This is a genomic window from Planktothrix paucivesiculata PCC 9631, from assembly GCF_900009265.2.
Classification (GTDB): Bacteria; Cyanobacteriota; Cyanobacteriia; order Cyanobacteriales; family Microcoleaceae; genus Planktothrix; species Planktothrix paucivesiculata.
In genome coordinates, this window is record NZ_LR735008.1 from 1 (window position 1) to 22421 (window position 22421).

The following is a 22421-nucleotide window of genomic DNA, read 5'->3' on the forward strand; positions in this document are numbered from 1 at the left end:
CCATATCTAGTAGGGGCGAACGGCCGTTCGCCCCTACAGATGGTGTATAATTGGGTATTCTGCGTAAGTCCTATTCAAGTCTAGTAGACATCATCAGGGTTGCCAATATTTAACAGTAAAATTATATTTTTAGATGTAGCATCTTAAAGATTTAGGAGTCCAAGCAATTCTTGTCAAGTATCTAACTCCCTAAGAAAATCATCTACAGAACCCACTTTAATCATGCCTTCTGAGGCTTCTTGTCGAACTTCTTGAAGTTCTTGTAGTAGTTTTCCTCTACGGTTTCTTTGTAGGCGCTTAACTAAGATTTCAACGATTAGGTTTTGCTCCTCAAAGGATAGAGATTCTACTGTATCAATCGCTTGTTGAAGTCTTGAAGTTTCTAATCTTTCAGACATATATGATCTGTGAAAATTGCCACCTTAATTATAACATCATCAGATTTTAAAGTTTCTCCCCTTCCCTCCAATAATGATTTTCTGGTTAAATTGGTACTGATTGATTAATAGAGAGAGTTGGGCGAGTTTATAATATTTGTGGTTAAGAATAAAAAATATTACCGAACCCGCCCGGACATTTAGATATTTTATCTTTTCCAGAAATAAAAACTAATGCTGATCGGAAATTAAAGCCACATCAATTTGTTCTGCTTGGGGTTGGCTAATTTCAACTTGTAAATTAGGGCCAAAGAACTTAGCAATTTTGTCTTGTTTTTTTTGCCAATTTTCCAGAGACATAAATGGAGAATCAAACTGTAAAATTAACGAATAGGAATCATTAATTAAGGTTTCTCGCACACCTTGCAGGAGAGGACGTTCTTCACGGTTGGGGCTTAGTCCCATACGTTCGAGGACATCGGATAAATGGGCTTCTTGGCCGTAGCGATATCGGGTGATATCCTTGCGGACTTGATTTTGGGTGTCTGTAGCCTGTTTTTCTCGGCGGGCTAAGACCTCCGGGGATGTCTCTTGAGTAAAAGGGATGGGTTTGAGTTCGGCCGCTTTCAGGGCTAAACCCCCTAACAAGACGGGAATTCCATAGAAAAATCCCGCTAAGTTTAAGGTGGCATTATCCGCAAAATAGGCGGCAAAACCCACTACAGTTAAGATTCCACCCACCACTAAACCCAGGGTGCCCAAAGAAGTTTGACGTAACATATTAATCAAAAGTATTCTGCTAGAACTCACTCTGTTGATTCTAAACTGCTACGCCATTTTATTAAACGTTCAATATGACCACCAACGATGAAGATCAATCGATTGCCAGTATCAAACGCAAGCTGCTAGAACAGATTAATACTCTCAAGTGCGAAGATGAACGAATGTATAACATCCTGGCCATCGATGTTTGGGCTTTAGCGAAAACGATGGATGAGTTTCAACCGGGGTTTTGGGGGGCGTTTATGAAAAACCGTGAAAAAGCTTTAAAACGTTTTCTGGCTGAGTCGGCTAAAAACAAAACGGACACGGATACTAAACGCCCTCCGTTTTTGCGTTAGTCTGTTTAATTTCTAATTAAAATTGGTTTGAATATTAACGCCACGTTGATTCAAGGCGGCTTCAAATAAGGGAGTCGAAAGTACCTGTTCTACAGGCCAAACTCCGGGCTTTTGCAGTTTACCCTTTAAGCAAAGTTCCGCAATCGTTCCGGTGCCAATTCCGGCAATTTTAGCAGTATTTTCATGAACAATTGTAGAACAAAAATCAATGGTTTTTCCCTGTTTAATTCCAGTCACACAGGAACGAACTGCTACCCCTATTCCACTCCAAAGATCGGTTACATTAGTCATCCGATAACTGACCTGGGATAAAAACTCAATCACGGCGGGATTTTTCAGCCAACTTTCTGGCCACCAATGGGCGACACTCCAAGTTAAATAATTATAAAAATCGGGAATAGTGCCAAATTTGGTAATCACTGTTTTAACGGGAAAAGAGTCAACCAAGGTAAAACATTCTGGCATATCAAACCAATAAACCCCGGTTTTTCCGTAGGGGGGAGGAAATTCAATGGTTTCTCGTTCGCTATAGGGTTTAATCGTTTGCCATTGTCCGTTTATCCACACTGGAAAGGGAGATTGTAACCCGAGAAAGGTGGTTCTCATAACGGTGATTCCCGCCCCGCCAGACCCGCCAACTACATAACTTAAGTGGATTTTTTCGACGTGATCAAATTGTTCCACACCTTGACGCACCATGCTATTAGAAATACCGGGGAAAATACCCGTATTAATAATAGCCGTAACTCCGGCATTTTTTGCCGCTTCAGAATGGTCTAACATCCGGCGGGTAAAGCCTCGATTATCACTGACATCAATATAGTTAACGTGATGTTGAATACAGGTTTTTAAAACTCCTAAATCTCGATATTGAAACGGCCCAGCACAGTGGATGACTAAATCGGAATTAGCGATCGCTGTTTCTAATTTAGCTTGATCACTCAGATCTAATTCTAACTGTTGAAATCGGGGATTAATTCCTATATTTTCCGTCAGTGTTCGTCCCGTAACGGTAATCTGGGCTGCGGTATGTTGGGCAAGATCTTCGGCAACACTATTACCTATTCTGCCTCTGCCTCCTAGGATTAAAACTCGTTGATTCATGGGATGATCTCCTGTGCTTAATCAATTTTATTCTAAATACTGAAAAATAGCATTTGCCGTTAATAAATTAGTTGCAAATAAAACCTGTTGTAAGTCACATAATCGCGATAGGGCTTCAACGGATGCGGGATTGGATTCGACTTTCACCGGATCTCGAAGATACATAATTGCTTTAACTTGATCTAACAGAATTTGATGACCAATAGCGGTTTCACCCAAAATCAAACTATCGGGTTCAATCACTTGACTAATAGTTAAATTTGTGCTTTCTTCTAAGGTTGTTTTTAATTTTTCGGAGGTGACAATGGAAAAGTTATTGATAATATGAAGATGATCCTTGATTAAATTAATTAAATCTGAAAATAAATGATCATCGGCTAATAATACTAGGATTTCTGTATTGTCTTTTTTGTCATTTTTGCGTAAATTATTAACAAGATTATGGGTTACAAAATCCACTAATTTAACCGCTAAATAAGGTTGTTTGAGTTTGAGCTTTTCAATATCATCAAAGGTCATAATAGCGATCGCCCCATCACTCGCGGCAATAAAATCCGACCGAAAACCATGAATAAATGCCATTTCCCCCAGGATATCTCCTTTAGTACGACTGGAATTTTCTATCTGGTCATCACTGATGCTGACTTCCCCAGATAGAATAATCCCAAAGGAGGAATCCTTACCGGTTTGGGGCATAATCACTTGTAAATCAAAGAACTTATGAATCGAAAAATATTCGCTAATTGTTTCGATTTCTTCGGTATAAAATTCTTTAAAAATATCGAGTTTTAATAATAATTCTGTTCTCTGATCCATTATAGATGCTCCGCCTTTTTACCTAAAAGAAAAATTGACAACTGGCTCAGAAGTTTTGGTCTGTTTAAGGATGCCCCCATACCCGATAATTGTATAAATAGGAGTTTTTTTCCATTAATGATCATCAAAGAAACAATTTCTCTATCTTAATCGATTACTGTTACCCGATGAATTTTTCCCAATTGCAGAAAATGGTAAAATTTGATACTCCTGAAACTCCGTGGTTTCCCCAGGTGTTGTGGGTCGGTGTCGGTTGTGGACATTTAACCCCCAGAAGTTTGATTGAAACAGCCATTCAGCAGGTTTTACAACAGTATAATTTAGAGGAAAATGCGATCGCTGGTATTGCCACTTTAGATATCAAAGGCGAGGAACCCGGGTTAGTGGAATTGTGCCAAGTCAAAAATTGGCCCTTACGCACCTTCTCCTCGGAGTTATTGCGGTCTGTGGAGGTTCCTAACCCTTCTGATCGGGTGGGAACAGCAGTCGGAACGCCGAGTGTGGCCGAAGCTGCCGCCTTACAAGCTGCTGGAGTCAAAACCTTACTGGTTTCTAAGCAAATTTATCGGGTATCAACGCCTCAGATCAGACAGGCGGTAACAGTGGCCATTGCTCAAGCCCAACGGAAAACCCCAGGGGAATTTTGATAAAGTTTGGTTAAATATTTTAGCAAAATGTGAAGCTCGATGAGTTTAACAATATCCCTGTTGTTAAACTCAGGTAAGGGTTTAGACACTTTCCGGGTCTAATTCGGTTCAGGTGGGGAAGATCGGAACTTGGTACAATGCAACCAGCGAATGATTCTTGGAATTCTGAACTTTTTAATTTTTATGACAACTGCAACAGCTTATCCTAACGCCCCTGATCTCTCGACTGATGATTATGTCGTCATTGGTTTAGCGACCTGTTTTGTTAAAGAAGATGGGGAAGTTCATCAAGTGAAAGTGGTTGAACCCATTCCCTCAGCGGCTTTAGAAGCAATTCTTAAAGGAGTTCCGACTTCCTATGAGGTAGCTTTGGCGGTGACATTAGGTTCTATTTTGATGAACGCAGAGGCTAAAATTCCCGCAGAATTAACAACAGATGCCCATTTTTGTGAGAATTTTAGCGATCGCGCGATCGCCGCAACTCGCACTTACAAGAATCGACCCCAAGCTAAACTTCATATTCCTTTAGGAACCAGTTTTAAAGAATTTAATTACTCCTTAGAACGAAAACGGGTTTTAAATTCCGAGCGAATGATTCGGACTGAAGATAATGTCAAACAACACGCTTATACTCACCAAGTTCTGTAATTCTATAGCAGGGAACAGGGAACAGGGAACAGGGAACAGGGAACAGTGAATAGGGAGGAAAAGAAAAGACTTCACAGTCTAGGTTCGGTACATCCGTCTTTGTCCTAACTGCCTTGACGATTGCTATATTTAAGAGATTTTAATCGGGGCGAAGTTCTAGGGTATTCACTGAATATCTAGGAACTTGCCCCCATATTTAATTATTTTGATTTTCCTGTTCTTGGGTTTGTTGTAACTCTTGAATTTGAGGAACAGTTAATTGTGTTGTTGCGGCAATTTGTTCTAAACTCATGCCCATTTTGAGTAATAGAATTGCCACTTGTTTTAAGGCTTGGGCACGACCTTCGGTAAGACCTTCAGCACGACCCTGTTCTTTCCCTTGTCGTAGAATTTCTTGATACATGGTGGATTCTTGCATAATATCGCTCCTAATAATCCGTTGAATGACTTCGGGTTCTAACACTAATCCGGCGAGAATTGCAGATGCAGCCATTAAATTACTTTGAACTCGCCGATCTGCAATTTGTTCAGTTATTTGGGAGATTTGAGTTAATACCAGGGCGGGATCATTAGTCTGACTTAATACCGCAAAAGGTAATAACCCAGGAATTCTCAAAAACTCCTCTGTTGGCTGTTCCCAAAGACGAATCACCTCAAATTCATGGGAGGTTTTTTCTAATCTAAAGGTATTTTGTTGAACTAAAGGGGATTTTGTTGGCTGTAAATAAATCACCACCTGACGCATTGACTTTTGAGGAAACCGTCGATATACCCTAACTCGATAATCTAACATCCGAAATGGCATCATCGCATCCGGTTGAGTTTGGAATTCCGTATGCAATACCAACTCATCAGATTGGAGTAAAATTAAGGAATCTGCGCGAATTGGTTCTAAGGATAACTCCGTTGGGCTCAGTTGTGTTAACTGAATCGGAAAACCTAATAACCAACTGGCTAAATCCTCGGAAAAATTCTCCGCTAGAAATTTGCAGATATTATCAAACACGGTTTTTTTCCTGGGTCTGAATATTAATCATGTTTTCTCCTTCTAATTTTATGATAAACTTTTTTAGAAAGTTCTCATCTTAAAAAAGGATAAAGATTCATGTTAAAACTATATGGTGGCGGTCGCAGTCGGGCTTCAATTGTTCAATGGTATTTAGAAGAAATTGGGGTTCCCTACGAGTTTATTTTGTTAGATATGGCGGCGGGAGAACACCTGCAACCTGAATTTTTATCAATTAATCCGATTGGTAAAGTTCCTGCTATTGTAGAAGATGATTTTCAACTCTGGGAGTCGGGCGCGATTTTATTATATTTAGCCGACAAACACGGTAAACTACCCAGTTCTGTTGAAGAACGAGCTATCATTACACAATGGGTATTATTTGGTAATGCTACGTTGGGAACGGGGATTTTTATAGAAGCGAATCGGGAAAAAGAAACCCCTCGTTTACTCAATCCTTTAAATAAAATTTTGAGTCAACAACCCTTTTTAATGGGTGATGAATTAAACGTAGCTGATATTGCAGTAGGTTCGATTTTGGCTTATATTCCCTTGATGTTGCAGTTGGATTTAAGCCCCTATCCGGCGGTTTTAGAATATATTCAACGTTTAAACGAAAGACCCGCTTTCCAAAAAGCCATGGGTGGAAGCAAGTAATATTAACTAGAAAAGGCTATCAGCGTGAAGTTAAAAAGATTGGGAGGTTAAACCCTAGATCGGGTTGAGAAAACCCCACAAGTTTCTAACTGGACGCTGATAGCTTAAACTTGTTTTCTTATTTGAATCCCACGGAGGCTTGCCAAACAAAAGCCAACAACAGGAAAAATACGGGGATCACGGGCAGAATGTCAACAACCGGGCTAAAAATAGAGTAAGCTTCGGGTAGCTTTGCTAACAGCAGTGTTGCTTCCATGAATTAATATACCTCTGGGAAAAATTATGTGGGCGAATTTTTACACATTTTACCACGCGCGGTCATGGCAACTCACGAATTTTAAAAGTTGCTGCTCAGGCTTAATTCTGGCGATCGCCACGGTCAATTTCAGATCGGATCAGCCTGGAATAGTTGTGGCCATTGAAACATAAGATTTGAAAGTCTGGGGGGTTGCACCAGAGCAAAATCACCGAATGGGATCATCAGGAACTCGCTTGAGTCTGAGTCTGGACAAAGGGACTAACTACCGGTTTCAGGGCAAAAAAATCTTCATAAATTCGCTCACCGACATGATTCATCCGATTTTGTAAATCATCTAAAAATTCATGAATTCCCCTTTGCATAATTTCTTCAATAGTCAGATAATCGAGTTCAGAACGTAGCCGTCCTAACTCCCGTTCGGCGGGATTTTGCCAGGTTCCGGGGCTAGTTCCGGTAATACATTGAAGCGATCGCTCCGCTTGTAACAAACAATATTCAATTGAACGGGGAAACTCCCGATCTAAGATTAAAAATTCCACCACCCGAGAAGGCGTAATTCGGTGTTGTTTGCGTTTCCGATACATTTCATAAGCACTGGCAGATTTTAATAATGCAATCCACTGAATTTCATCAATAGTTGTTCCCACATCCTGTACCGAAGGTAACAAAATATAATACTTGACATCTAAAATTCGAGAGGTTTTATCCCCCCGTTCTAATAATCTCCCCATATTGCCAAAATGCCACCCTTCATTATGGGACATCGTAGCATCCATCACCCCAGCAAACAGGTGTCCGCGCATTTTCACTTGATAGAAGAAATCCGCGAGTTGATAGGAACTATCTCCTAAAGCCGCATCTCTAACCATCATATAAAATTCATTCACCTGTTCCCACATTTCCGAGGAAATAATTTCTCGAACTGAACGAGCATTTTCCCGGGCAGCCCGTAAACAAGATAAAATAGAACTGGGATAATTACTATCAAAAGTTAAAAACCGAATCACATTTTCTGCCGTCGCTTCTCCATAGCGTTCTTTAAATAGTTCTAAGTCTCCCGTTGTAACCACAATCGGTTTCCACTGTTGTTGAACACCGGAGGGAGAATCTAATAACAAATTTTGATTAACATCAATAAAACGAGCAATATTTTCCGCCCGTTCCACATAACGATTTAACCAATAAATAGAATCTGCAACACGACTTAACATATTAAAAATGGTTAACGGTTTACTATTGAATAGGATGAACCCACCCCAAAAAAATTCATGAAATCCATCAAAATCCGTGATCCAGATTTATTCACATAAAACCCAAGTATCCTTACTCCCTCCTCCTTGAGAAGAATTAACAACTAATGACCCTTTTTTCATCGCTACCCGGGTCAATCCCCCCGGATGAACATAGATATCTTCACCATATAAAATATAAGGTCTTAAATCAACGTGACACCCTTCAAAACTATCTCCTAATAAGGTGGGAACTCGAGATAATGCTAATGTCGGTTGGGCAATATAATTTCGGGGATTCGCCTTAATTTTTTCAGCAAATTCTTGACGTTCTAATTCGGTAGATTGGGTTCCCACTAACATCCCATATCCTCCCGCTTCATTCGCCGCTTTAACAACTAATTGATCCAGATGATTTAGCACATATTCTAATTGTTTGGGTTCCCAACATAAATAGGTAGGAACATTGGATAAAATTTGTTCTTCTCCTAAATAATATTGAGTCATTTGGGGAACATAAGCATAAATCACTTTATCATCCGCAATTCCAGTTCCCAACGCATTCGCCAGAGCAACTCGACCATTACGATAGACTTCTGTTAACCCCGGAACTCCTAACATTGATTCGGCATTAAACACTAACGGATCAATAAAAGTATCATCAATTCGACGATAAATCACATCCACCCGTTTTAATCCCTTCGTGGTTCGCATTTGCACATAGCCATCACTCACCACTAAATCCCGTCCTTCGACTAATTCTACCCCCATTTGTTGGGCTAAAAAGGAATGTTCAAAGTAGGCAGAATTATACATCCCAGGAGTTAAAACAACTACCGTCGGATTACTAATATGATCTCCGACTAAATTGAGCAAAGTATCTAATAAATGACTGGGGTATTCATCAACGGGTTGAATCCCTAATTTAGCAAAAAGTTGGGGAAATGTGCTTTTCATCACCCGGCGATTTTCTAAAACATAAGAAACCCCCGAGGGACAGCGTAAATTATCTTCCAGAACGTACCATTTTCCCTCTCGATCTCTAACTAAATCTGTCCCAGTAATATGACACCAAATATTTTTAGGCGGTTTTAACCCGATACAAGGCTTCAGGAACCCTTTAGAAGAAAGAATTAATTCTTCAGGAATAATTCCATCTTTGACAATTTTTTGTTCTCCATAAATATCATCAATAAATAGATTCAAGACTTGGATACGCTGCTTTAATCCTCGTTCTAAATGAGACCATTCTGAAGCGGAAACAATTCTAGGAATTAAGTCAAAGGGTAATATTCTTTCCGTCCCTTCACTATCACTATAAACGTTAAAGGTCGCGCCCAATTTCATCATTGCTGTTTTGGCCGCTTCCTGTCGAATTTCTAAATCCCCGGGGGATAAAGAATTAATCCGATCAATTAAGGGTACGGCGTGGGGACGGGGTTGTCCTTTCGCGACAAAAAGTTCATCGTAGAATTCACCTGGATCGTAAAATTGAAATCGCACAGCCTTTTTCCCCTGTTTTTTTGAAACTTACTTGAGATATAGGAGTTTTAGAGAACGGTTCACTGTAGCTTTTGATACGAATTTATAAACCTTTGATTGCTTCTACCACCTTTTGAGAAATAAATGGTAAAATCTCCCGGTTCTGACTTGGGGCTTTTCCTTCCGTAAATACCACTAATACATAGGGTCGAGTCGAGGGAAGTTCAATATAAGCCGCATCATGACGAACTTGGCTTGTATGTCCGGCTTTTGACCAGAGTTTTGCCGTTTTAGGCAATCCACCCCCTAAAAAACCCGTGACTTGATTATCAGGATTTTCGGCTAAATCTTTGGGGTCAAGACTGCGTTTGATTAATTCCATCATCTGACCCGAAGCGACAGAAGAAACCGCCACCCCTCCAATAATACTATGCAATAATCTAGCGGTAGCATTCGTGGTTAACATATTACGATTTTCCATTAATTCTCCTAAAAAAATCCGTTCTCGACCGTAGGCGCCATCAGACCAAGTTTTTTGATTGACATTAATCGATTCAAATTCTGGCCAATTCAGGGTTTGTAAATAACGATTCACCAAATTTCGCTGACTTTTCCAGGTTTCAAAGGGCCCTGGGGATAATTCTGGCCCGCTTGTGGTTCCAGTTAGGACATCTACCACTAGACTGGTGGCATCCTTACTAGAATCAATGACCATATCTCGAATCGCCCTTTCAAGTTCTGGGGTTGTGCGTAACATTCCCTTGTCTTTCCACTCAAAAACCGCTAGGAGATAGAATAACTTCACAATACTAGCCGGATAAATGGGTTCAATCCCCCGATAGTTAAATCCCCGAACAGGATATTTCCAAAATTCCTCCGGAGTTAAGGCGCCCCCGGTATTGACTGAAATCGGCGGGTCATAGACTAACCAAGTCATGGCTACCTGATTGGCGGCTAAACTTGGAAATTGGGTACGAGTTGCATCTATAATGCCAATGCCTTGATTTTGTAGTTGTTCATCGGAATGGAAAAAAGTCATTTTAGCTTTCAGGTGTCAGTGGTCAGGTTTTAGGTTAGGGTCACTCGTCCTACCCTTAACTGTTAATATCTATTAACTTAATTTATGATTGCCCAACCTTTATCAGATCCGATGGAGTATTCCTGTAGAGAAAATTTAGATCTCTATGATGCAGCCGATTGCCAAACTTTAGCAACCCAAGTGGCTGCATATCGTCATTTACGTCTACTTCCTAAACAAAATAATCACACTCATAATTCACCTAATATTTTAGTTCAATTATGTGAAGATAATTATACCGCTTGGTTACGCACTGAGGATCAAAATCATTTAGATATTGCCACTCAACCCTATCTCCCCTCGATTTGGTCAGAGGCTGAAATTCAAGCTATAATTCCTAAAATTATTGAGTTTACTCAAGCCGCAATGGCAACCCCTAATTATTATCTTTGGGGTGGAACAATCGGCCCTAATTATGACTGTTCGGGTTTAATGCAAGCCGCATTTGCTGCCGTTGGGATTTGGATTCCTAGGGATGCCTATCAACAGGAAGCCTTTGCTCAACCCTTAGCTTTTGATCGAGAAAAATTAGATTTTTCTGGTCTTTTACCCGGAGATTTAATATTTTTTGGAACAGTTGAAAAAGCCACCCATGTTGGATTATATTTGGGAGATAAACAATATATCCATAGTTCAGGAAGTCAACACGGTCGCAATGGAATTAAAATTGATGAATTATCACTCGAAGGCGATGCGTGTATTCAGTATTATTTTAAACAATTGCGAGGAGCAGGACGAATAATTTCCAGTTATCAACCTACTGTTTAATTATCTTTATTTTCACTTTAAAATGCAACCTACAAAACTTAAAATTCAGCCATCAAAACCCGATAAAAAACCTCAATTTTTACAGGGAATCATGCAAGCGGCAAAAGTTTTACTCAGCTTGGTTAAACCTTATTTACGATGGTTAATTCTCGGAGGAACTTTATTTTTCTTGGCTGCGAACTTCAGAAAACATTGGCAAGAAATTTCTGAAATTAATATTACTTCAACGGGATGGATTTATTTCGGTTTAGCTCTTTTTGTTACCCTTTCTGCCCATGTTTGGTCAGCTTTTGTCTGGTTGATTATTATTAAAGAATTTAAGCAACCCATTAGATCCCGTTGGGGAGTACGACTTTATTTAATTACTAATATTGCTAAATATTTGCCGGGGAATATTTGGCATTTCTATGGTCGAATTGTGGCACTGAAAGACTCTGGAATTGCCCTGGAAGCCGCCGCTTTGAGTGTATTACTCGAACCCTTAATGATGGCAGCCGCCGCGTTAGGCGTGGCGTTAGTCAGTTATCATACCCCCTATTGGATTATCCAAATTATCTGTTTAATCGCTTTAGGAATTGGGGCTCATCCCCGAATTTTAAACCCAATTCTGAAATATTTAGAAACCGCAAAATTTAAAAAACAACTCTCTAATTTTCCCAAGGAAGCCTCCTGTCAATTAGACTATTATCCCTTCAAACCCCTGTTGGGAGGAGTGGGTTTTATTCTATTAAGATGGTCGGGTTTTATGTTGACTTTACTCGCCCTAACTCCCCTCAACTTCGAGCAAATTCCTATGTTATTAGGAGCCTATAGTTTTGCTTGGTTATTGGGGCTATTAATTCCGGGCGCACCGGGGGGGTTAGGGGTATTTGAAGCCACTATTTTAGCCCTATTGAGTCAACAATTTTCCCCAGGTATTTTACTCGGTGCGATCGCATTTTACCGTTTAGTTAGTATTGTTTCTGAAACATTAGGCGCATTATTAGCAAAACTCGATCAAAGATTTTTAGATAATTCTAATTGATAGGCTTTAACTAATAAGTCAATTCCCGTAATTGCCGTACCTACAACCACAGCATGGGCTCCTAAATCTAGGGCTTTTCTAGCCATTTGGGGGGAAGCAACTCCTCCTTCACAAATTACAGGAATCGGCAATTGTTTAACCATTTGGGATAATAAATCAAAACCGGGAGGAGATTGATTTTGGGTGGCTTTTGTATACCCATATAAGGTTGTACCCACACAGTCTGCACCCGATTCTAAGGCTTCTATAGCTGCTTCTAAACTATCCACATCCGCCATCACCAATTTACCTAATTCTTGATGGATTTTAGCAATTAAATTCCTGACGGTTTCTCCTTGGGGACGTTCTCGCAAAGTAGCATCAATTGCAATGATATCGGCCCCGGAGTTAGCGATCGCCACAGCGTCTTCAAATCGAGGCGTAATATACACATCAAACCCAGGAATTTGTTGTTTCCATAACCCAATAATTGGTTGAGAAACCCGTTGACGCACTGCTTGAACATGGTCTGGGGTATCTATTCTCACCCCTAATGCTCCTTGGTTAACGGCGGCTTTAGCCATGGCTGCAATGACAATTGGATCATGGAGGGGGGAATCAATGGGTGCTTGACAGGAGACAATTAATCCGTGAGTTAAGATGGAAAAAAGATCGGATTTCATGTTAGATTTATTAGGGTAGGGCTGTTTCATTTTCTATTGTAAACCCTAAGATGTAACCCTCTAAATTATTATGAATATCTCCTTAACTCCTGAACTTGAGCAGTTTGTTCAGTCAACGGTCAAAAACGGCAAATATTCATCGGCTTCTGAAGTCATACTAGCAGCATTACAATTACTAAAAGAACAGGAAATTTTAGCGGTTATGAATCCAGTTTTATCAGAGGGTAAGCAAAAATCAAACTATGATTTCTCTGATTTGGTAGGGCGGTTAAATTGGCAGGGAGAAGCAGTTATAATACAGAGGCATCTACGGGATGAGTGGTAATCGCTATGTTTTGGATACGAATGCTAACGATAATTAATTGGTAGCGATCGCTCTTGAATTAAAAAAGGGATAGGAAAATGGCGATCGCTGTGTTCAATAAAAAAAATAATTATTTGGAATTCAAACGGTCTATTTCTTGTTGAAATATTTCTTTAAAAATTTGGGTAGCTTGAGGTTGAATAATTTGGGAGAATAGTTGGATTGATTCTTGGAGTAATTGGGGCATAACAGTAATAGTTTTTTTGCCTGTCGGTGTTTGATAAAAGTCAATCAGGGTTTGTAAATCTTCTTCTGTAAAAAATTTATCATACAGGGGATAATAAACTTTTTCCATAATTTCGTTAAAATCAAGTTTTTCCATTAACCGTTGATTATATTTGGTCATAATTCGAGTCATATCTTGGTTAATTTGATTAATCATTTCTTGTTTTTTTTCTGGGGAAATTCCTGATCTTTCTGGCACAATAGATTCTAAAATGCCCCCAAATTCTTGTTGAAGTTGGGCAGATGTAATCTGGCTAATCTGTCTAAATAGTTTTTCTCCTCCGGTGATCTCTATTAATTCTCTGATCAGTTTGCGTTTGCTTTCCGAAACTGATGCTTGAGATAATTCTAATTGAGGTTTGGGAGTAGATTCTGCTTTGACAGGTGTGGGGAAAGTTACCCCTAAAGATAAAATAGTTCCGAGTAATAAAATTTGCTTTAAGAACATAAAAAACTCTCCTGATTTTTGAGATTATATTACCAAAAATGCGATCGCGTAGCCACTGCCTTATTTAATTTATATCTATCGGTCTGGCAATTCTAAATCAAAGGTAATACTTTGGGATACAAGATTGGTAACTTTAGAAAAAATATTATAGTCTTAAAAACAGGTATAATGTTTTACAGAAAATAAAATATTCTCTCAAATTAACGATGACACCCTCACAATATTTTGATTATCAGAACATTCAACCTATTAGTCAACCCATCGAACCTAAGAAACAAGGTGCAAAACGTCATTGGGGTAGCCATCCCTATTTTACTCGACGTGCGTGGAATGTTGTTCAAGAATATATTCGCACTTTTAGCCAACCCGGAGATATTATTTTAGACCCTTTTGGGGGGTCAGGAGTCACAGCCGTTGAATCTTTGGTCTTGCGTCGCCAAGCAATTCACTGTGATATTAACCCAATGGCTAATTTTATCTGTTCTCAAATTGCTGTTAGTCCAATTAATATCGAGAGTTTTAGAATTGCTTTCGATGAAATAGAAAAAAAATGCAAAGATGCCATTAATTTAGCTTATTCACTTTCTGACGAAGAAGCAGAAAATTTAGAAATAAAATATTGGTATCCTCAAAACGTGAAAATGCCTAAAAATGGCAAGCCAGATTATATTGAACAACTATTTACTAAACGTCAATTTTTCTGTTTATCATTATTATTAAATGAAATTAATATAATTCAAGATTTAACCATTAAAAATTTGATGAAATTTGTTTTTTCCGCCAGTTTAAACAAAACTAACTTAACATTTAGTTCTACTCATGGCCGAAAAGCCAGCAGGGGAAATAGTGGAATTATGCACCGTTATAGTTATTGGATTCCGCCACAAACCCTTGATCTAAATGTTTGGGAAGTTTTTGAACAAAAATTTAAGTATATTGTTCAGGCGAAACTAGAAACTAACTTATTAATTGGAAATTTTTATCAAGATAACTTCTCTATATTTAATGTTTCAGCTACAAATTTAACTGATAAAATTCAGCCAGAGTCTATTGATTATATTTATACTGATCCCCCTTATGGTAAACATATCGCCTATCTGGATTTGTCTACAATGTGGAATGCTTGGCTAGGTTTTGAAGTCAGTGATGAAGCTAGACAATTAGAAGTTATTGAAGGCGGAGATTTAAACAAATCCAAACAAGATTATATTAATTTGCTCCATGCTTCTATTGCTGAAATGTTCAAAGTTCTTAAATTTGATCGGTGGATGAGTATTGTCTTTGCTCACAAAGATCCTGCTTTTTGGGATGCTATTGTTAAATCAGCACAAGATTCAGGATTTCAGTATGTTAATTGTGCGATTCAGACCTCAAGTACACCTTCTTTATACAAACGACAAAACCCCCTCAAAGTTTTATCGGGTGAGTTAGTATTAAATTTCATAAAAGTTAGAAATCCTAAAACAATCGCTATTACTAAAGTCGGTACTGATGTTGTACAATTAATTAAAGAAGTAGCTGAATTAATCATTGTCAAAAATTCCGGTGCTTCTACAGAAGATATTTATAATGCTTTAATTCCTAAATTGTTAGAAAACGGCTTATTGAATCAGGTTAAAAAACAATTAGATGATATTACACCTATTCTCAATGAAGAATTTATATTTTCTGAATTGGATCATCTTTGGAAGATTAAACCCAATACAAAAATAGGCTGTTTTATTCCTCTGGAAGATCGGATTCGTTTTTATCTCATAGATTACTTACAATTCCTAGAAAGACAAGAAAAATCAGCCACCTTCGATCAAATTATATTGAATGTAATGCCAAATCTAATTAATGGCACAACCCCGGCCAATCAAACCATTTTAAATGTTTTAGAAAAAATTGCGTATTCCCCCGATGGTAAACACTGGCAATTTGGTAAATCTGATATCATTCAAATGGAATTAGATTTAGGAATTTCCTTTGAAAATCCTTTATTTCCAAGTCTCGATTTTCCTAAAGATCCTAATAAAATAGAACACGATTGTATAATTTATATTTTAGCTAAGATAGCTCTATCGGCAGGTTTAAAAGTTCATATAGGCAAAAAAGAACAAGCTACAAGTCACTGGAATGGAGAATCTTTTAATCAGCTATCTTTGAATAAATTGCCGATTCAGAAACCTCTAACAGATTGGCAAAAAAATAAAATTCAGCAAATTGATTTAATTTGGTTTGACAATCAAGGTGATCCCGTTTTTGCTTTTGAAGTCGAAACAAGTACCCCAATTACAACCGGAATTGAAAGGTTTATGGAATTATTAGAAATATTTCCAAATCTGGCTAAAAGTCTGGTTTTAATTATTCCTCCTAAACGATTAAGTAAAATGAATAAATTATTGAAAGACTCTCACTATATTGGTCATCCTTTGTATATGGAGAATAAATTAGTCTACAGTTTTTCTCAAAAGATTGTAGAAGTTTACCAAAAAGTATCTGGTCTTAATCCAGTTAACTTAGAAACAGTTATTCGAGAAATTCAGTTAACTTTAATTGCGCCTAGTTTGAAATAGTCACCGACTGATTCAGAAACAAGGTTTTTTTGTCAACAACAGTTTTGGTGCGTGCGCGGGGATAGCCTCACCCTACGGATTTTAACCAAAGATTGAAATATATGGTATAATCCAAGATTCGTTGTGTAATTTTCATACAGAATTTTATTAGAATGGCAACTCAGCCAACTATTGCAATCTCTCACCTCGGATGCGAAAAAAATCGCATTGATACCGAACACATCTTGGGTCTATTGGTGCAGGCCGGTTATCAGGTTGATTCTAACGAAGAATTAGCGGATTACGTTATTGTCAATACCTGTAGTTTTATTGAAGCCGCCCGGGAAGAATCGGTTCGCACCCTGGTAGAATTAGCCGACGCCAAGAAGAAAATTGTGATTACCGGGTGCATGGCGCAGCACTTCCAAGAACAACTATTAGATGAACTCCCCGAAGCCGTTGCGGTGGTTGGAACCGGAGACTATCATAAAATTGTCGATGTGATCAAACGGGTGGAACAGGGAGAACGAGTTAAAGAAGTTTCTGCCGAACCCACCTATATCGCCGATGAAACCGTCCCCCGTTATCGTACCACCAGTGAAGGCGTTGCCTATCTGCGGGTCGCAGAGGGTTGTGACTATCGTTGCGCTTTTTGTATCATTCCCCACTTGCGCGGAAACCAACGATCACGTACTATAGAATCAATTGTTACTGAAGCCCAGCAATTAGCCGAGCAAGGGGTTCAGGAAATAATTCTCATTTCTCAGATCACGACCAACTACGGACTGGATCTCTACGGTGAACCCAAACTGGCAGAATTATTAAGGGCATTAGGAAAAGTTGATATTCCCTGGATACGTATGCACTATGCCTATCCAACGGGGTTAACCCCAAAAGTAATTGCAGCAATGCAAGACACCCCCAACGTTTTACCCTATTTAGATTTACCGCTGCAACATTCACACCCCGATGTGTTACGGGCGATGAACCGTCCTTGGCAAGGGCGAGTCAACGATCGAATTATCGAAACGCTGAAAACCGCTATCCCGGATGCGGTGCTTCGTACCACATTTATTGTTGGTTTCCCAGGAGAAACTGAGGAACATTTTGAACACCTGCGCGAATTTGTGCAACGCCATGAATTCGATCACGTTGGCGTGTTTACCTTCTCTCCCGAAGAAGGAACCCCCGCTTATAAATTGCCGGATCAACTGCCACAGGGAGTTATGGATGCCCGTCGGGATGCCTTAATGGAGGTACAGCAACCGATCTCCCTCAAGCAAAATCAAAAATCGATCGCCAAGGTGGTAGACGTTCTCATTGAACAACAAAATCCGCAAACCGGAGAACTGATCGGTCGTTCTTCCCGTTTCGCCCCCGAAGTAGATGGTTTAATCTATATTGAAGGCGATGCTCGTTTGGGTTCAATGGTGAAAGTCCAAATCACTGATGCCGATGTTTATGATCTCTATGGTTACGTCTTAGAATAAAACGTTAGCCCTTAAAAGCTGACAGTTAAGGCATTTCACCGAAATCGCCGCAAATTTTAAGAAATTTGTTGTTATATTTCTGAATGTTAAGCGTTATCCTAGAGAGAGATGGTCTATAAAGAGTCTGATTGACTAAACAACCTCACCGGTTGTGACGAAAAGTGAGTTCAGGAACTTTTGAAGACCTTGGAATGTAAATAGGTTCCAAGATGCCCGAGAGACAGCGTAACTCAACGTTTGTAGAGAGCTACGTCAAGCGTTATAGCAAAACTAATAAACCTCTGCATTGTAGTAAAAGTGTCTCAAATGAATAGGGCAAGGTCAGGAACCGGGCAAAAAAACATAGATAGGAGAATGAATGAGTCCATCTTTTGCAAGCTTAGGAATTTCCGAAGAACGTGCTAGTTATCTGGAAACAATAGGCTTTAGCGAGCCAACCACCATTCAAGTCGAAGCAATTCCCCATATTTTGTCTGGACGGGACGTGGTGGGACTGGCTCAAACCGGGACGGGCAAAACAGCCGCCTTTTCATTGCCCATTCTGGAGCAACTGGATACAAGTGCAAAGGGCGTACAAGCGTTAATCCTGACCCCAACTCGGGAGTTAGCCATGCAGGTTAAAGAAGCGATTCGGAAAATGACCGATGATCGCAGTTTGTATGTGTTAACCGTTTATGGTGGTCAGTCCATTGACAGACAAATCCAACGGTTACAACAGGGCGTTCAGATTGTCGTTGGCACACCTGGACGGATTTTAGATTTACTCAACCGAGGTAATCTGAAATTTGATCGGATTAAGTGGTTAGTGTTGGATGAAGCCGATGAAATGTTAAGCATGGGCTTTATTCAGGATGTAGAAAAAATTCTGGAATCCGTAGCTGAAGATCGGCAAACGGCGTTTTTCTCGGCTACCATGGAGCCTTCGATTTGGAAACTGGTGAAGAAATTCCTCAAAAATCCAGTCACCATTAAAGCGGAAAACCCCAAAGCTACCCCCAAACGCATTGAACAGCGTGCTTATATGGCTCCCCGTGGGTGGTCAAAAGCCCGGGCGTTGCAACCGATTTTAGAATTAGAAGATCCAGAATCAGCAATTATTTTTGTCCGCACGAAACAAGCTGCTGCGGAGTTAACCACTTTCCTGCAAGCCGCAGGTCACAGTGTTGACGAATATCATGGTAACTTGAACCAAACCCAACGGGAACGGCTTCTGCAACGATTCCGTCGCCGTCAGGTACGTTGGATCGTGGCCACGGATATCGCTGCCCGGGGCTTAGATGTAGATCATCTCAGCCACGTGATTAACTACGATTTACCGGATAACGCCGAGAGTTATGTTCACCGGATTGGTCGGACAGGTCGGGCGGGACGCGAAGGCATTGCCATTACCTTGATTCAACCGATTGATCGCCGGAAACTGCGGTTAATTGAGCGCCATTTGAATCATAACTTTACGGTGTTGTCGATTCCTAAGCGATCGCAAATTGAAGGCCGTTATATTGAACGGTTACAAGGACGAGTGCAAGAAGCCTTAACTGGTGAACGAGTTGCCTCTTTCCTTCCGATTGTGGCCCAATTGAGTGAGGAATACGATCCCCAAGCGATCGCGGCGGCGGCCTTACAACTGGCCTACGACCAAACTCGCCCCAGTTGGTTAGATTCCGACTTCCCGGCCGAGGAGGAAGAAATGCCACTCCCGTCCTCTAAACCCAAATTAAATCGTCGGGTGGTTCCTCGCCCTTCGGTGTCCCAGGGCGTTGAATAGGATTCAACGAATAACGGTTTCTACCGATTAAAATAGATACACCAGATGCAATTGATCGTGTCTGGTGGATTTTTTTGTTTTTATTTTCCAAGCGAAATGCAGACTAATTCTTCTGACTCTGATCTTAGTTACCTCAGACAATGGGCAAATTTAATCGCCATAATCCTCGCATTTGCAGTTAATGTATTAGCTAATTTAGCACCATTCAATGGCTTAACCATTGGAGAAATTTCTAATACAATTTTTAGAGAAGTTAAAATTATTCCGGCTAATTATGCTTTTGCGATCTGGGGCTTAATTTATCTAGGTTTATTCGCTTTTGCCCGATATCAATTTTTACCTCAAAACCAGGAAAATCCGCGATTAGAGAAGTTAGGTTTTGCCTTGGTTTTAGCCAGTATTGCCCAAATAATTTGGGTAGTTTTATTTCAATATCAGATGTTTTTTTTGTCCCTGGGGGCAATGATAGCCATTTTAAATTCCTTAATTGTGGCTTATTTACGATTAAATATTGGAAAAGTTAGAGTATCTAAACAAGAACGCTGGTATGTTGATCTTCCGATTAGTATTTATTTGGGTTGGATTAGTGTTGCAACCATTGTAAATGTAGCTTTAGTCTTGGAAAATTGGCAATGGCAAGGCGGGGGAATTTCACCGGAATTATGGACAGCTATTTTATTAGTAATTGCCGGAACCTTAGCCGCTATTTTAATTATTGAACGGAATGAAATTGCCTATCCGTTTGTTATTATGTGGGCACTTTGTGCGATCGCAGTTCGTCAAGCTACCCAACCTTTAATTTTAGTTACAGCGATCGCCGTATCTCTATCTTTGGGATTATTTGGATTAAGTTTAACTATTTTACGACGAAGGATTTAAGCAGATTAACACAGATTAAAATCCGTGAAATCCTCTTAAATCCGCGATCCCCATTACCCATTCGTAATTCGTAATTCGTAATTCGTAATTACCCAATTTAATCTTTTCTGGCTGTGAGGAAATAGGTGAACATTTCGCCTTTGCCTTTAATTTCAATGATGCCGCGCTCCTCAAAAATATATTTATCTTTTAAACGTTGGTAGGTGGTTTCTGTGACTTGAATTTTGCCTGCGACTCCATGGGACTCCATGCGGTTAGCGGTGTTTACGGTATCTCCCCAGAGGTCATAGGTAAACTTCTTGGTACCAATGACTCCCGCTTCTACCGCACCGATATTAATTCCGGTTCGCATTTGTACAGGTTCATTGTCTTGGAGACGAAATTGACCGATAATGCTTTGCATATCTAAAGCCATATTTGCGATCGCTTCTGCATGGTCAGAGCGAGGAGTGGGAAGTCCGCCAACCACCATATAAGCATCTCCGATAGTTTTAATTTTTTCTAAGCCATATTTTTCCGCTAATTCATCAAAAGCCGAAAAAATTTCGTTGAGAACTTCCACTAATTGAGCGGGGGATAAATTAGCGGATAACTTAGTAAAATTAACAATATCTGCAAATAAAACCGTCACATCGGCGAAACTATCGGCAATGGTGCTTTCTCCGCGTTTTAGACGTTGGGCGATCGCTTCGGGTAAAATATTTAATAATAATCTTTCGGATTTTTCCTGTTCTTCCGCTAACTTTTTTAAATAGGCTTGTTCTTGATCCCGTAAGCGTTTTTTTTCTAAACAGGCATTAATTCTAGCTTTTAATAAAACCGGATTAAAAGGTTTGGATAAATAATCTTCAGCCCCTAATTCAATACAACGAACAATACTATCAATATCATTAACCGCCGAAATCATCACCACAGGAATATGACGCAGGGCGGGATCAGCTTTTAAAGTTTCCAAGACTTGATAGCCATTCATTTGAGGCATCATAATATCTAGTAACACCAAGTCTGGGGACATCGATGCCATCATTTCCAGAGCTTCAAAGCCATTAGAAGCCACGATCACGCCATAACCTTGGCGCTGAAGTCGTTTAGCAAGTAGGTCACGGTTTACTTCATTATCATCAACAATTAGCACGCGATCGGGTTGGGCGTCCATCTCTAATTCGTGGCTCCTACTATCGTCCTGGGATATTAACAACAAGTACCACGCCTCCAGTTAGGGTTCTTATCAAATCAGTGTAAGAGTTCAGATTAGAGATCGATATTTTCTCTTGACTGATAACTATTTACTGTTTACTGATAACTATTTAGGGTGCGGTGGCTTTCTTTAAACAGACTTCTATTTTTTCCAAGAGACGGGGAAATTCTACGGGTTTGGTATCATAATCATTGCATCCGGCCGCTAAACATTTTTCCCGATCGCCTGCCATTGCATGGGCCGTTAATGCAATCACAGGAATAGCTTCAGTTTTAGCATCTGCCTTAATTTGTCGAGTAGCTTCCCATCCATCCATCACGGGTAAACTCATATCCATCAGGATCAAATCGGGTACCAGAGAACGGGCCAGTTCCACCCCCTCAGCCCCATCTACGGCAATAAATACCTCATATCCCTTTCGGAATAGGCGTCGTTTGAGCATATCCCGATTCATTTCATTGTCTTCAACTAGCAAAATCTTTACCATGATCTGATCTCAATGTTGATGGTTTAGCCTTAGAATGTTGTGGACACTCTCAGATCTGTTGATAGTACCTGCCGTAAGGCTTAGACACGCTCGATTTTGCGGACAGAATTAATCTAACTTAATTGTGGCTACAATCGTGGCATATCGTCT

23 protein-coding genes and 1 pseudogene are annotated in these 22421 nt (G+C 39.8%); 11 read left to right on the plus strand and 13 right to left on the minus strand.

Annotated elements, in window-relative coordinates:
- Positions 1 to 173 precede the first annotated feature (173 nt).
- Together PL9631_RS07025 and PL9631_RS07030 are read right to left on the minus strand one after the other, a co-directional pair.
- Positions 174 to 398, minus strand: a complete 225-nt coding sequence (locus PL9631_RS07025) for a hypothetical protein (protein ID WP_083618428.1) — start codon at positions 396 to 398, stop codon at positions 174 to 176.
- A gap of 210 nt (positions 399 to 608) precedes the next feature.
- Positions 609 to 1157, minus strand: a complete 549-nt coding sequence (locus PL9631_RS07030; protein WP_083618430.1) for a DUF2854 domain-containing protein — start codon at positions 1155 to 1157, stop codon at positions 609 to 611.
- 74 nt (positions 1158 to 1231) lie between these two features.
- Here PL9631_RS07030 and PL9631_RS07035 point away from each other — a divergent pair, with 74 nt between their 5' ends.
- The gene (locus tag PL9631_RS07035) at positions 1232 to 1498 is read left to right on the plus strand and encodes a hypothetical protein (protein ID WP_083618431.1); all 267 of its coding nucleotides are present in this window, start codon (positions 1232 to 1234) and stop codon (positions 1496 to 1498) included.
- 12 nt (positions 1499 to 1510) lie between these two features.
- Here PL9631_RS07035 and PL9631_RS07040 read toward each other — a convergent pair whose 3' ends face one another.
- On the minus strand, positions 1511 to 2602 hold the full coding sequence (locus PL9631_RS07040) for a saccharopine dehydrogenase family protein (protein ID WP_083618433.1): 1092 nt from the start codon (positions 2600 to 2602) through the stop codon (positions 1511 to 1513).
- A gap of 27 nt (positions 2603 to 2629) precedes the next feature.
- Positions 2630 to 3418: a hypothetical protein gene (locus PL9631_RS07045; protein WP_083618435.1), complete on the minus strand. Its 789-nt coding sequence runs from the start codon at positions 3416 to 3418 to the stop codon at positions 2630 to 2632.
- A gap of 167 nt (positions 3419 to 3585) precedes the next feature.
- Between PL9631_RS07045 and PL9631_RS07050 the strand changes: the two genes are divergently transcribed.
- Together PL9631_RS07050 and PL9631_RS07055 are read left to right on the plus strand one after the other, a co-directional pair.
- On the plus strand, positions 3586 to 4065 hold the full coding sequence (locus PL9631_RS07050) for a cobalamin biosynthesis protein (protein WP_083618437.1): 480 nt from the start codon (positions 3586 to 3588) through the stop codon (positions 4063 to 4065).
- 183 nt (positions 4066 to 4248) lie between these two features.
- A complete protein-coding gene (locus PL9631_RS07055; RefSeq protein ID WP_079679580.1) occupies positions 4249 to 4713 on the plus strand; it encodes a hypothetical protein in 465 nt (154 codons plus the stop codon).
- A 196-nt stretch (positions 4714 to 4909) separates the two neighbouring features.
- Here PL9631_RS07055 and PL9631_RS07060 read toward each other — a convergent pair whose 3' ends face one another.
- Entirely contained in the window at positions 4910 to 5719 is an 810-nt protein-coding gene (locus PL9631_RS07060; protein WP_083618439.1) for an Rpn family recombination-promoting nuclease/putative transposase, read from the minus strand.
- 99 nt (positions 5720 to 5818) lie between these two features.
- On the opposite strand from PL9631_RS07060, the gene PL9631_RS07065 reads away from it, so the two are divergent.
- Entirely contained in the window at positions 5819 to 6376 is a 558-nt protein-coding gene (locus tag PL9631_RS07065; protein WP_083618441.1) for a glutathione S-transferase family protein, read from the plus strand.
- A gap of 118 nt (positions 6377 to 6494) precedes the next feature.
- Here PL9631_RS07065 and PL9631_RS07070 read toward each other — a convergent pair whose 3' ends face one another.
- The 4 genes from PL9631_RS07070 to PL9631_RS07085 all read right to left on the minus strand — a co-directional run bounded on the left by PL9631_RS07070 (position 6495) and on the right by PL9631_RS07085 (position 10385).
- Positions 6495 to 6632 (minus strand): photosystem II reaction center protein K, encoded by a 138-nt coding sequence (locus PL9631_RS07070; protein ID WP_071782508.1) that lies wholly within the window; start codon positions 6630 to 6632, stop codon positions 6495 to 6497.
- 224 nt (positions 6633 to 6856) lie between these two features.
- Positions 6857 to 7846, minus strand: a complete 990-nt coding sequence (locus PL9631_RS07075; protein ID WP_083618442.1) for an alpha-E domain-containing protein — start codon at positions 7844 to 7846, stop codon at positions 6857 to 6859.
- Between the two features lie 87 nt (positions 7847 to 7933).
- Entirely contained in the window at positions 7934 to 9367 is a 1434-nt protein-coding gene (locus tag PL9631_RS07080; RefSeq protein WP_083618444.1) for a circularly permuted type 2 ATP-grasp protein, read from the minus strand.
- Positions 9368 to 9449: 82 nt separating this feature from the next.
- The gene (locus PL9631_RS07085) at positions 9450 to 10385 is read right to left on the minus strand and encodes a serine hydrolase (RefSeq protein WP_083618445.1); all 936 of its coding nucleotides are present in this window, start codon (positions 10383 to 10385) and stop codon (positions 9450 to 9452) included.
- Between the two features lie 84 nt (positions 10386 to 10469).
- On the opposite strand from PL9631_RS07085, the gene PL9631_RS07090 reads away from it, so the two are divergent.
- Positions 10470 to 11192, plus strand: coding sequence for a C40 family peptidase (locus tag PL9631_RS07090; protein ID WP_083618447.1), 723 nt, complete (start codon positions 10470 to 10472; stop codon positions 11190 to 11192).
- Positions 11193 to 11214: 22 nt separating this feature from the next.
- Positions 11215 to 12216 carry a lysylphosphatidylglycerol synthase transmembrane domain-containing protein gene (locus PL9631_RS07095; protein WP_331281252.1) on the plus strand — a complete coding sequence of 334 codons (1002 nt, stop codon included), beginning with the start codon at positions 11215 to 11217 and terminating at the stop codon, positions 12214 to 12216.
- On the opposite strand, the gene PL9631_RS07100 is transcribed toward PL9631_RS07095, so the two are convergent.
- Positions 12189 to 12878, minus strand: coding sequence for an N-acetylmannosamine-6-phosphate 2-epimerase (locus PL9631_RS07100; protein ID WP_083618873.1), 690 nt, complete (start codon positions 12876 to 12878; stop codon positions 12189 to 12191). The two genes, PL9631_RS07095 and PL9631_RS07100, sit on opposite strands and share 28 nt — an antisense overlap.
- A gap of 70 nt (positions 12879 to 12948) precedes the next feature.
- On the opposite strand from PL9631_RS07100, the gene PL9631_RS07105 reads away from it, so the two are divergent.
- A complete protein-coding gene (locus PL9631_RS07105; RefSeq protein ID WP_083618449.1) occupies positions 12949 to 13203 on the plus strand; it encodes a type II toxin-antitoxin system ParD family antitoxin in 255 nt (84 codons plus the stop codon).
- Positions 13204 to 13312: 109 nt separating this feature from the next.
- Here the strand turns inward: PL9631_RS07105 and PL9631_RS07110 are convergent, their stop codons facing one another.
- The gene (locus PL9631_RS07110; protein WP_083618451.1) at positions 13313 to 13915 is read right to left on the minus strand and encodes a DUF2059 domain-containing protein; all 603 of its coding nucleotides are present in this window, start codon (positions 13913 to 13915) and stop codon (positions 13313 to 13315) included.
- 164 nt (positions 13916 to 14079) lie between these two features.
- Between PL9631_RS07110 and PL9631_RS07115 the strand changes: the two are divergent.
- The 4 genes and pseudogenes from PL9631_RS07115 to PL9631_RS07130 all read left to right on the plus strand — a co-directional run.
- A pseudogene (locus PL9631_RS07115) lies at positions 14080 to 16473 on the plus strand (DNA methyltransferase); the annotation flags it as partial.
- A 152-nt stretch (positions 16474 to 16625) separates the two neighbouring features.
- Complete coding sequence (rimO, locus tag PL9631_RS07120) at positions 16626 to 17942, plus strand: 30S ribosomal protein S12 methylthiotransferase RimO (RefSeq protein WP_083618456.1); 1317 nt, start codon at positions 16626 to 16628, stop codon at positions 17940 to 17942.
- 358 nt (positions 17943 to 18300) lie between these two features.
- Positions 18301 to 19707, plus strand: a complete 1407-nt coding sequence (locus PL9631_RS07125; protein WP_083618458.1) for a DEAD/DEAH box helicase — start codon at positions 18301 to 18303, stop codon at positions 19705 to 19707.
- 96 nt (positions 19708 to 19803) lie between these two features.
- Positions 19804 to 20586: a hypothetical protein gene (locus PL9631_RS07130; protein WP_083618459.1), complete on the plus strand. Its 783-nt coding sequence runs from the start codon at positions 19804 to 19806 to the stop codon at positions 20584 to 20586.
- Positions 20587 to 20683: 97 nt separating this feature from the next.
- Here PL9631_RS07130 and PL9631_RS07135 read toward each other — a convergent pair whose 3' ends face one another.
- Both PL9631_RS07135 and PL9631_RS07140 read right to left on the minus strand, forming a co-directional pair.
- Positions 20684 to 21742 carry an adenylate/guanylate cyclase domain-containing protein gene (locus PL9631_RS07135; RefSeq protein WP_083618461.1) on the minus strand — a complete coding sequence of 353 codons (1059 nt, stop codon included), beginning with the start codon at positions 21740 to 21742 and terminating at the stop codon, positions 20684 to 20686.
- 151 nt (positions 21743 to 21893) lie between these two features.
- The gene (locus PL9631_RS07140) at positions 21894 to 22271 is read right to left on the minus strand and encodes a response regulator (RefSeq protein WP_083618463.1); all 378 of its coding nucleotides are present in this window, start codon (positions 22269 to 22271) and stop codon (positions 21894 to 21896) included.
- Positions 22272 to 22421: the final 150 nt, after the last annotated feature.

Coding starts and splice junctions, on each gene's coding strand:
- PL9631_RS07030 (WP_083618430.1), bottom strand. CDS start 1,157: ATGTTACGTCAAACTTCTTTGGGCACCCTGGGTTTAGTGGTGGGTGGA.
- PL9631_RS07135 (WP_083618461.1), bottom strand. CDS start 21,742: ATGGACGCCCAACCCGATCGCGTGCTAATTGTTGATGATAATGAAGTA.
- PL9631_RS07055 (WP_079679580.1), top strand. CDS start 4,249: ATGACAACTGCAACAGCTTATCCTAACGCCCCTGATCTCTCGACTGAT.
- PL9631_RS07140 (WP_083618463.1), bottom strand. CDS start 22,271: ATGGTAAAGATTTTGCTAGTTGAAGACAATGAAATGAATCGGGATATG.
- PL9631_RS07090 (WP_083618447.1), top strand. CDS start 10,470: ATGATTGCCCAACCTTTATCAGATCCGATGGAGTATTCCTGTAGAGAA.
- PL9631_RS07105 (WP_083618449.1), top strand. CDS start 12,949: ATGAATATCTCCTTAACTCCTGAACTTGAGCAGTTTGTTCAGTCAACG.
- PL9631_RS07110 (WP_083618451.1), bottom strand. CDS start 13,915: ATGTTCTTAAAGCAAATTTTATTACTCGGAACTATTTTATCTTTAGGG.
- PL9631_RS07050 (WP_083618437.1), top strand. CDS start 3,586: ATGAATTTTTCCCAATTGCAGAAAATGGTAAAATTTGATACTCCTGAA.
- PL9631_RS07070 (WP_071782508.1), bottom strand. CDS start 6,632: ATGGAAGCAACACTGCTGTTAGCAAAGCTACCCGAAGCTTACTCTATT.
- PL9631_RS07045 (WP_083618435.1), bottom strand. CDS start 3,418: ATGGATCAGAGAACAGAATTATTATTAAAACTCGATATTTTTAAAGAA.
- PL9631_RS07100 (WP_083618873.1), bottom strand. CDS start 12,878: ATGAAATCCGATCTTTTTTCCATCTTAACTCACGGATTAATTGTCTCC.
- PL9631_RS07025 (WP_083618428.1), bottom strand. CDS start 398: ATGTCTGAAAGATTAGAAACTTCAAGACTTCAACAAGCGATTGATACA.
- PL9631_RS07085 (WP_083618445.1), bottom strand. CDS start 10,385: ATGACTTTTTTCCATTCCGATGAACAACTACAAAATCAAGGCATTGGC.
- rimO (WP_083618456.1), top strand. CDS start 16,626: ATGGCAACTCAGCCAACTATTGCAATCTCTCACCTCGGATGCGAAAAA.
- PL9631_RS07130 (WP_083618459.1), top strand. CDS start 19,804: ATGCAGACTAATTCTTCTGACTCTGATCTTAGTTACCTCAGACAATGG.
- PL9631_RS07035 (WP_083618431.1), top strand. CDS start 1,232: ATGACCACCAACGATGAAGATCAATCGATTGCCAGTATCAAACGCAAG.
- PL9631_RS07040 (WP_083618433.1), bottom strand. CDS start 2,602: ATGAATCAACGAGTTTTAATCCTAGGAGGCAGAGGCAGAATAGGTAAT.
- PL9631_RS07125 (WP_083618458.1), top strand. CDS start 18,301: ATGAGTCCATCTTTTGCAAGCTTAGGAATTTCCGAAGAACGTGCTAGT.
- PL9631_RS07075 (WP_083618442.1), bottom strand. CDS start 7,846: ATGTTAAGTCGTGTTGCAGATTCTATTTATTGGTTAAATCGTTATGTG.
- PL9631_RS07095 (WP_331281252.1), top strand. CDS start 11,215: ATGCAACCTACAAAACTTAAAATTCAGCCATCAAAACCCGATAAAAAA.
- PL9631_RS07065 (WP_083618441.1), top strand. CDS start 5,819: ATGTTAAAACTATATGGTGGCGGTCGCAGTCGGGCTTCAATTGTTCAA.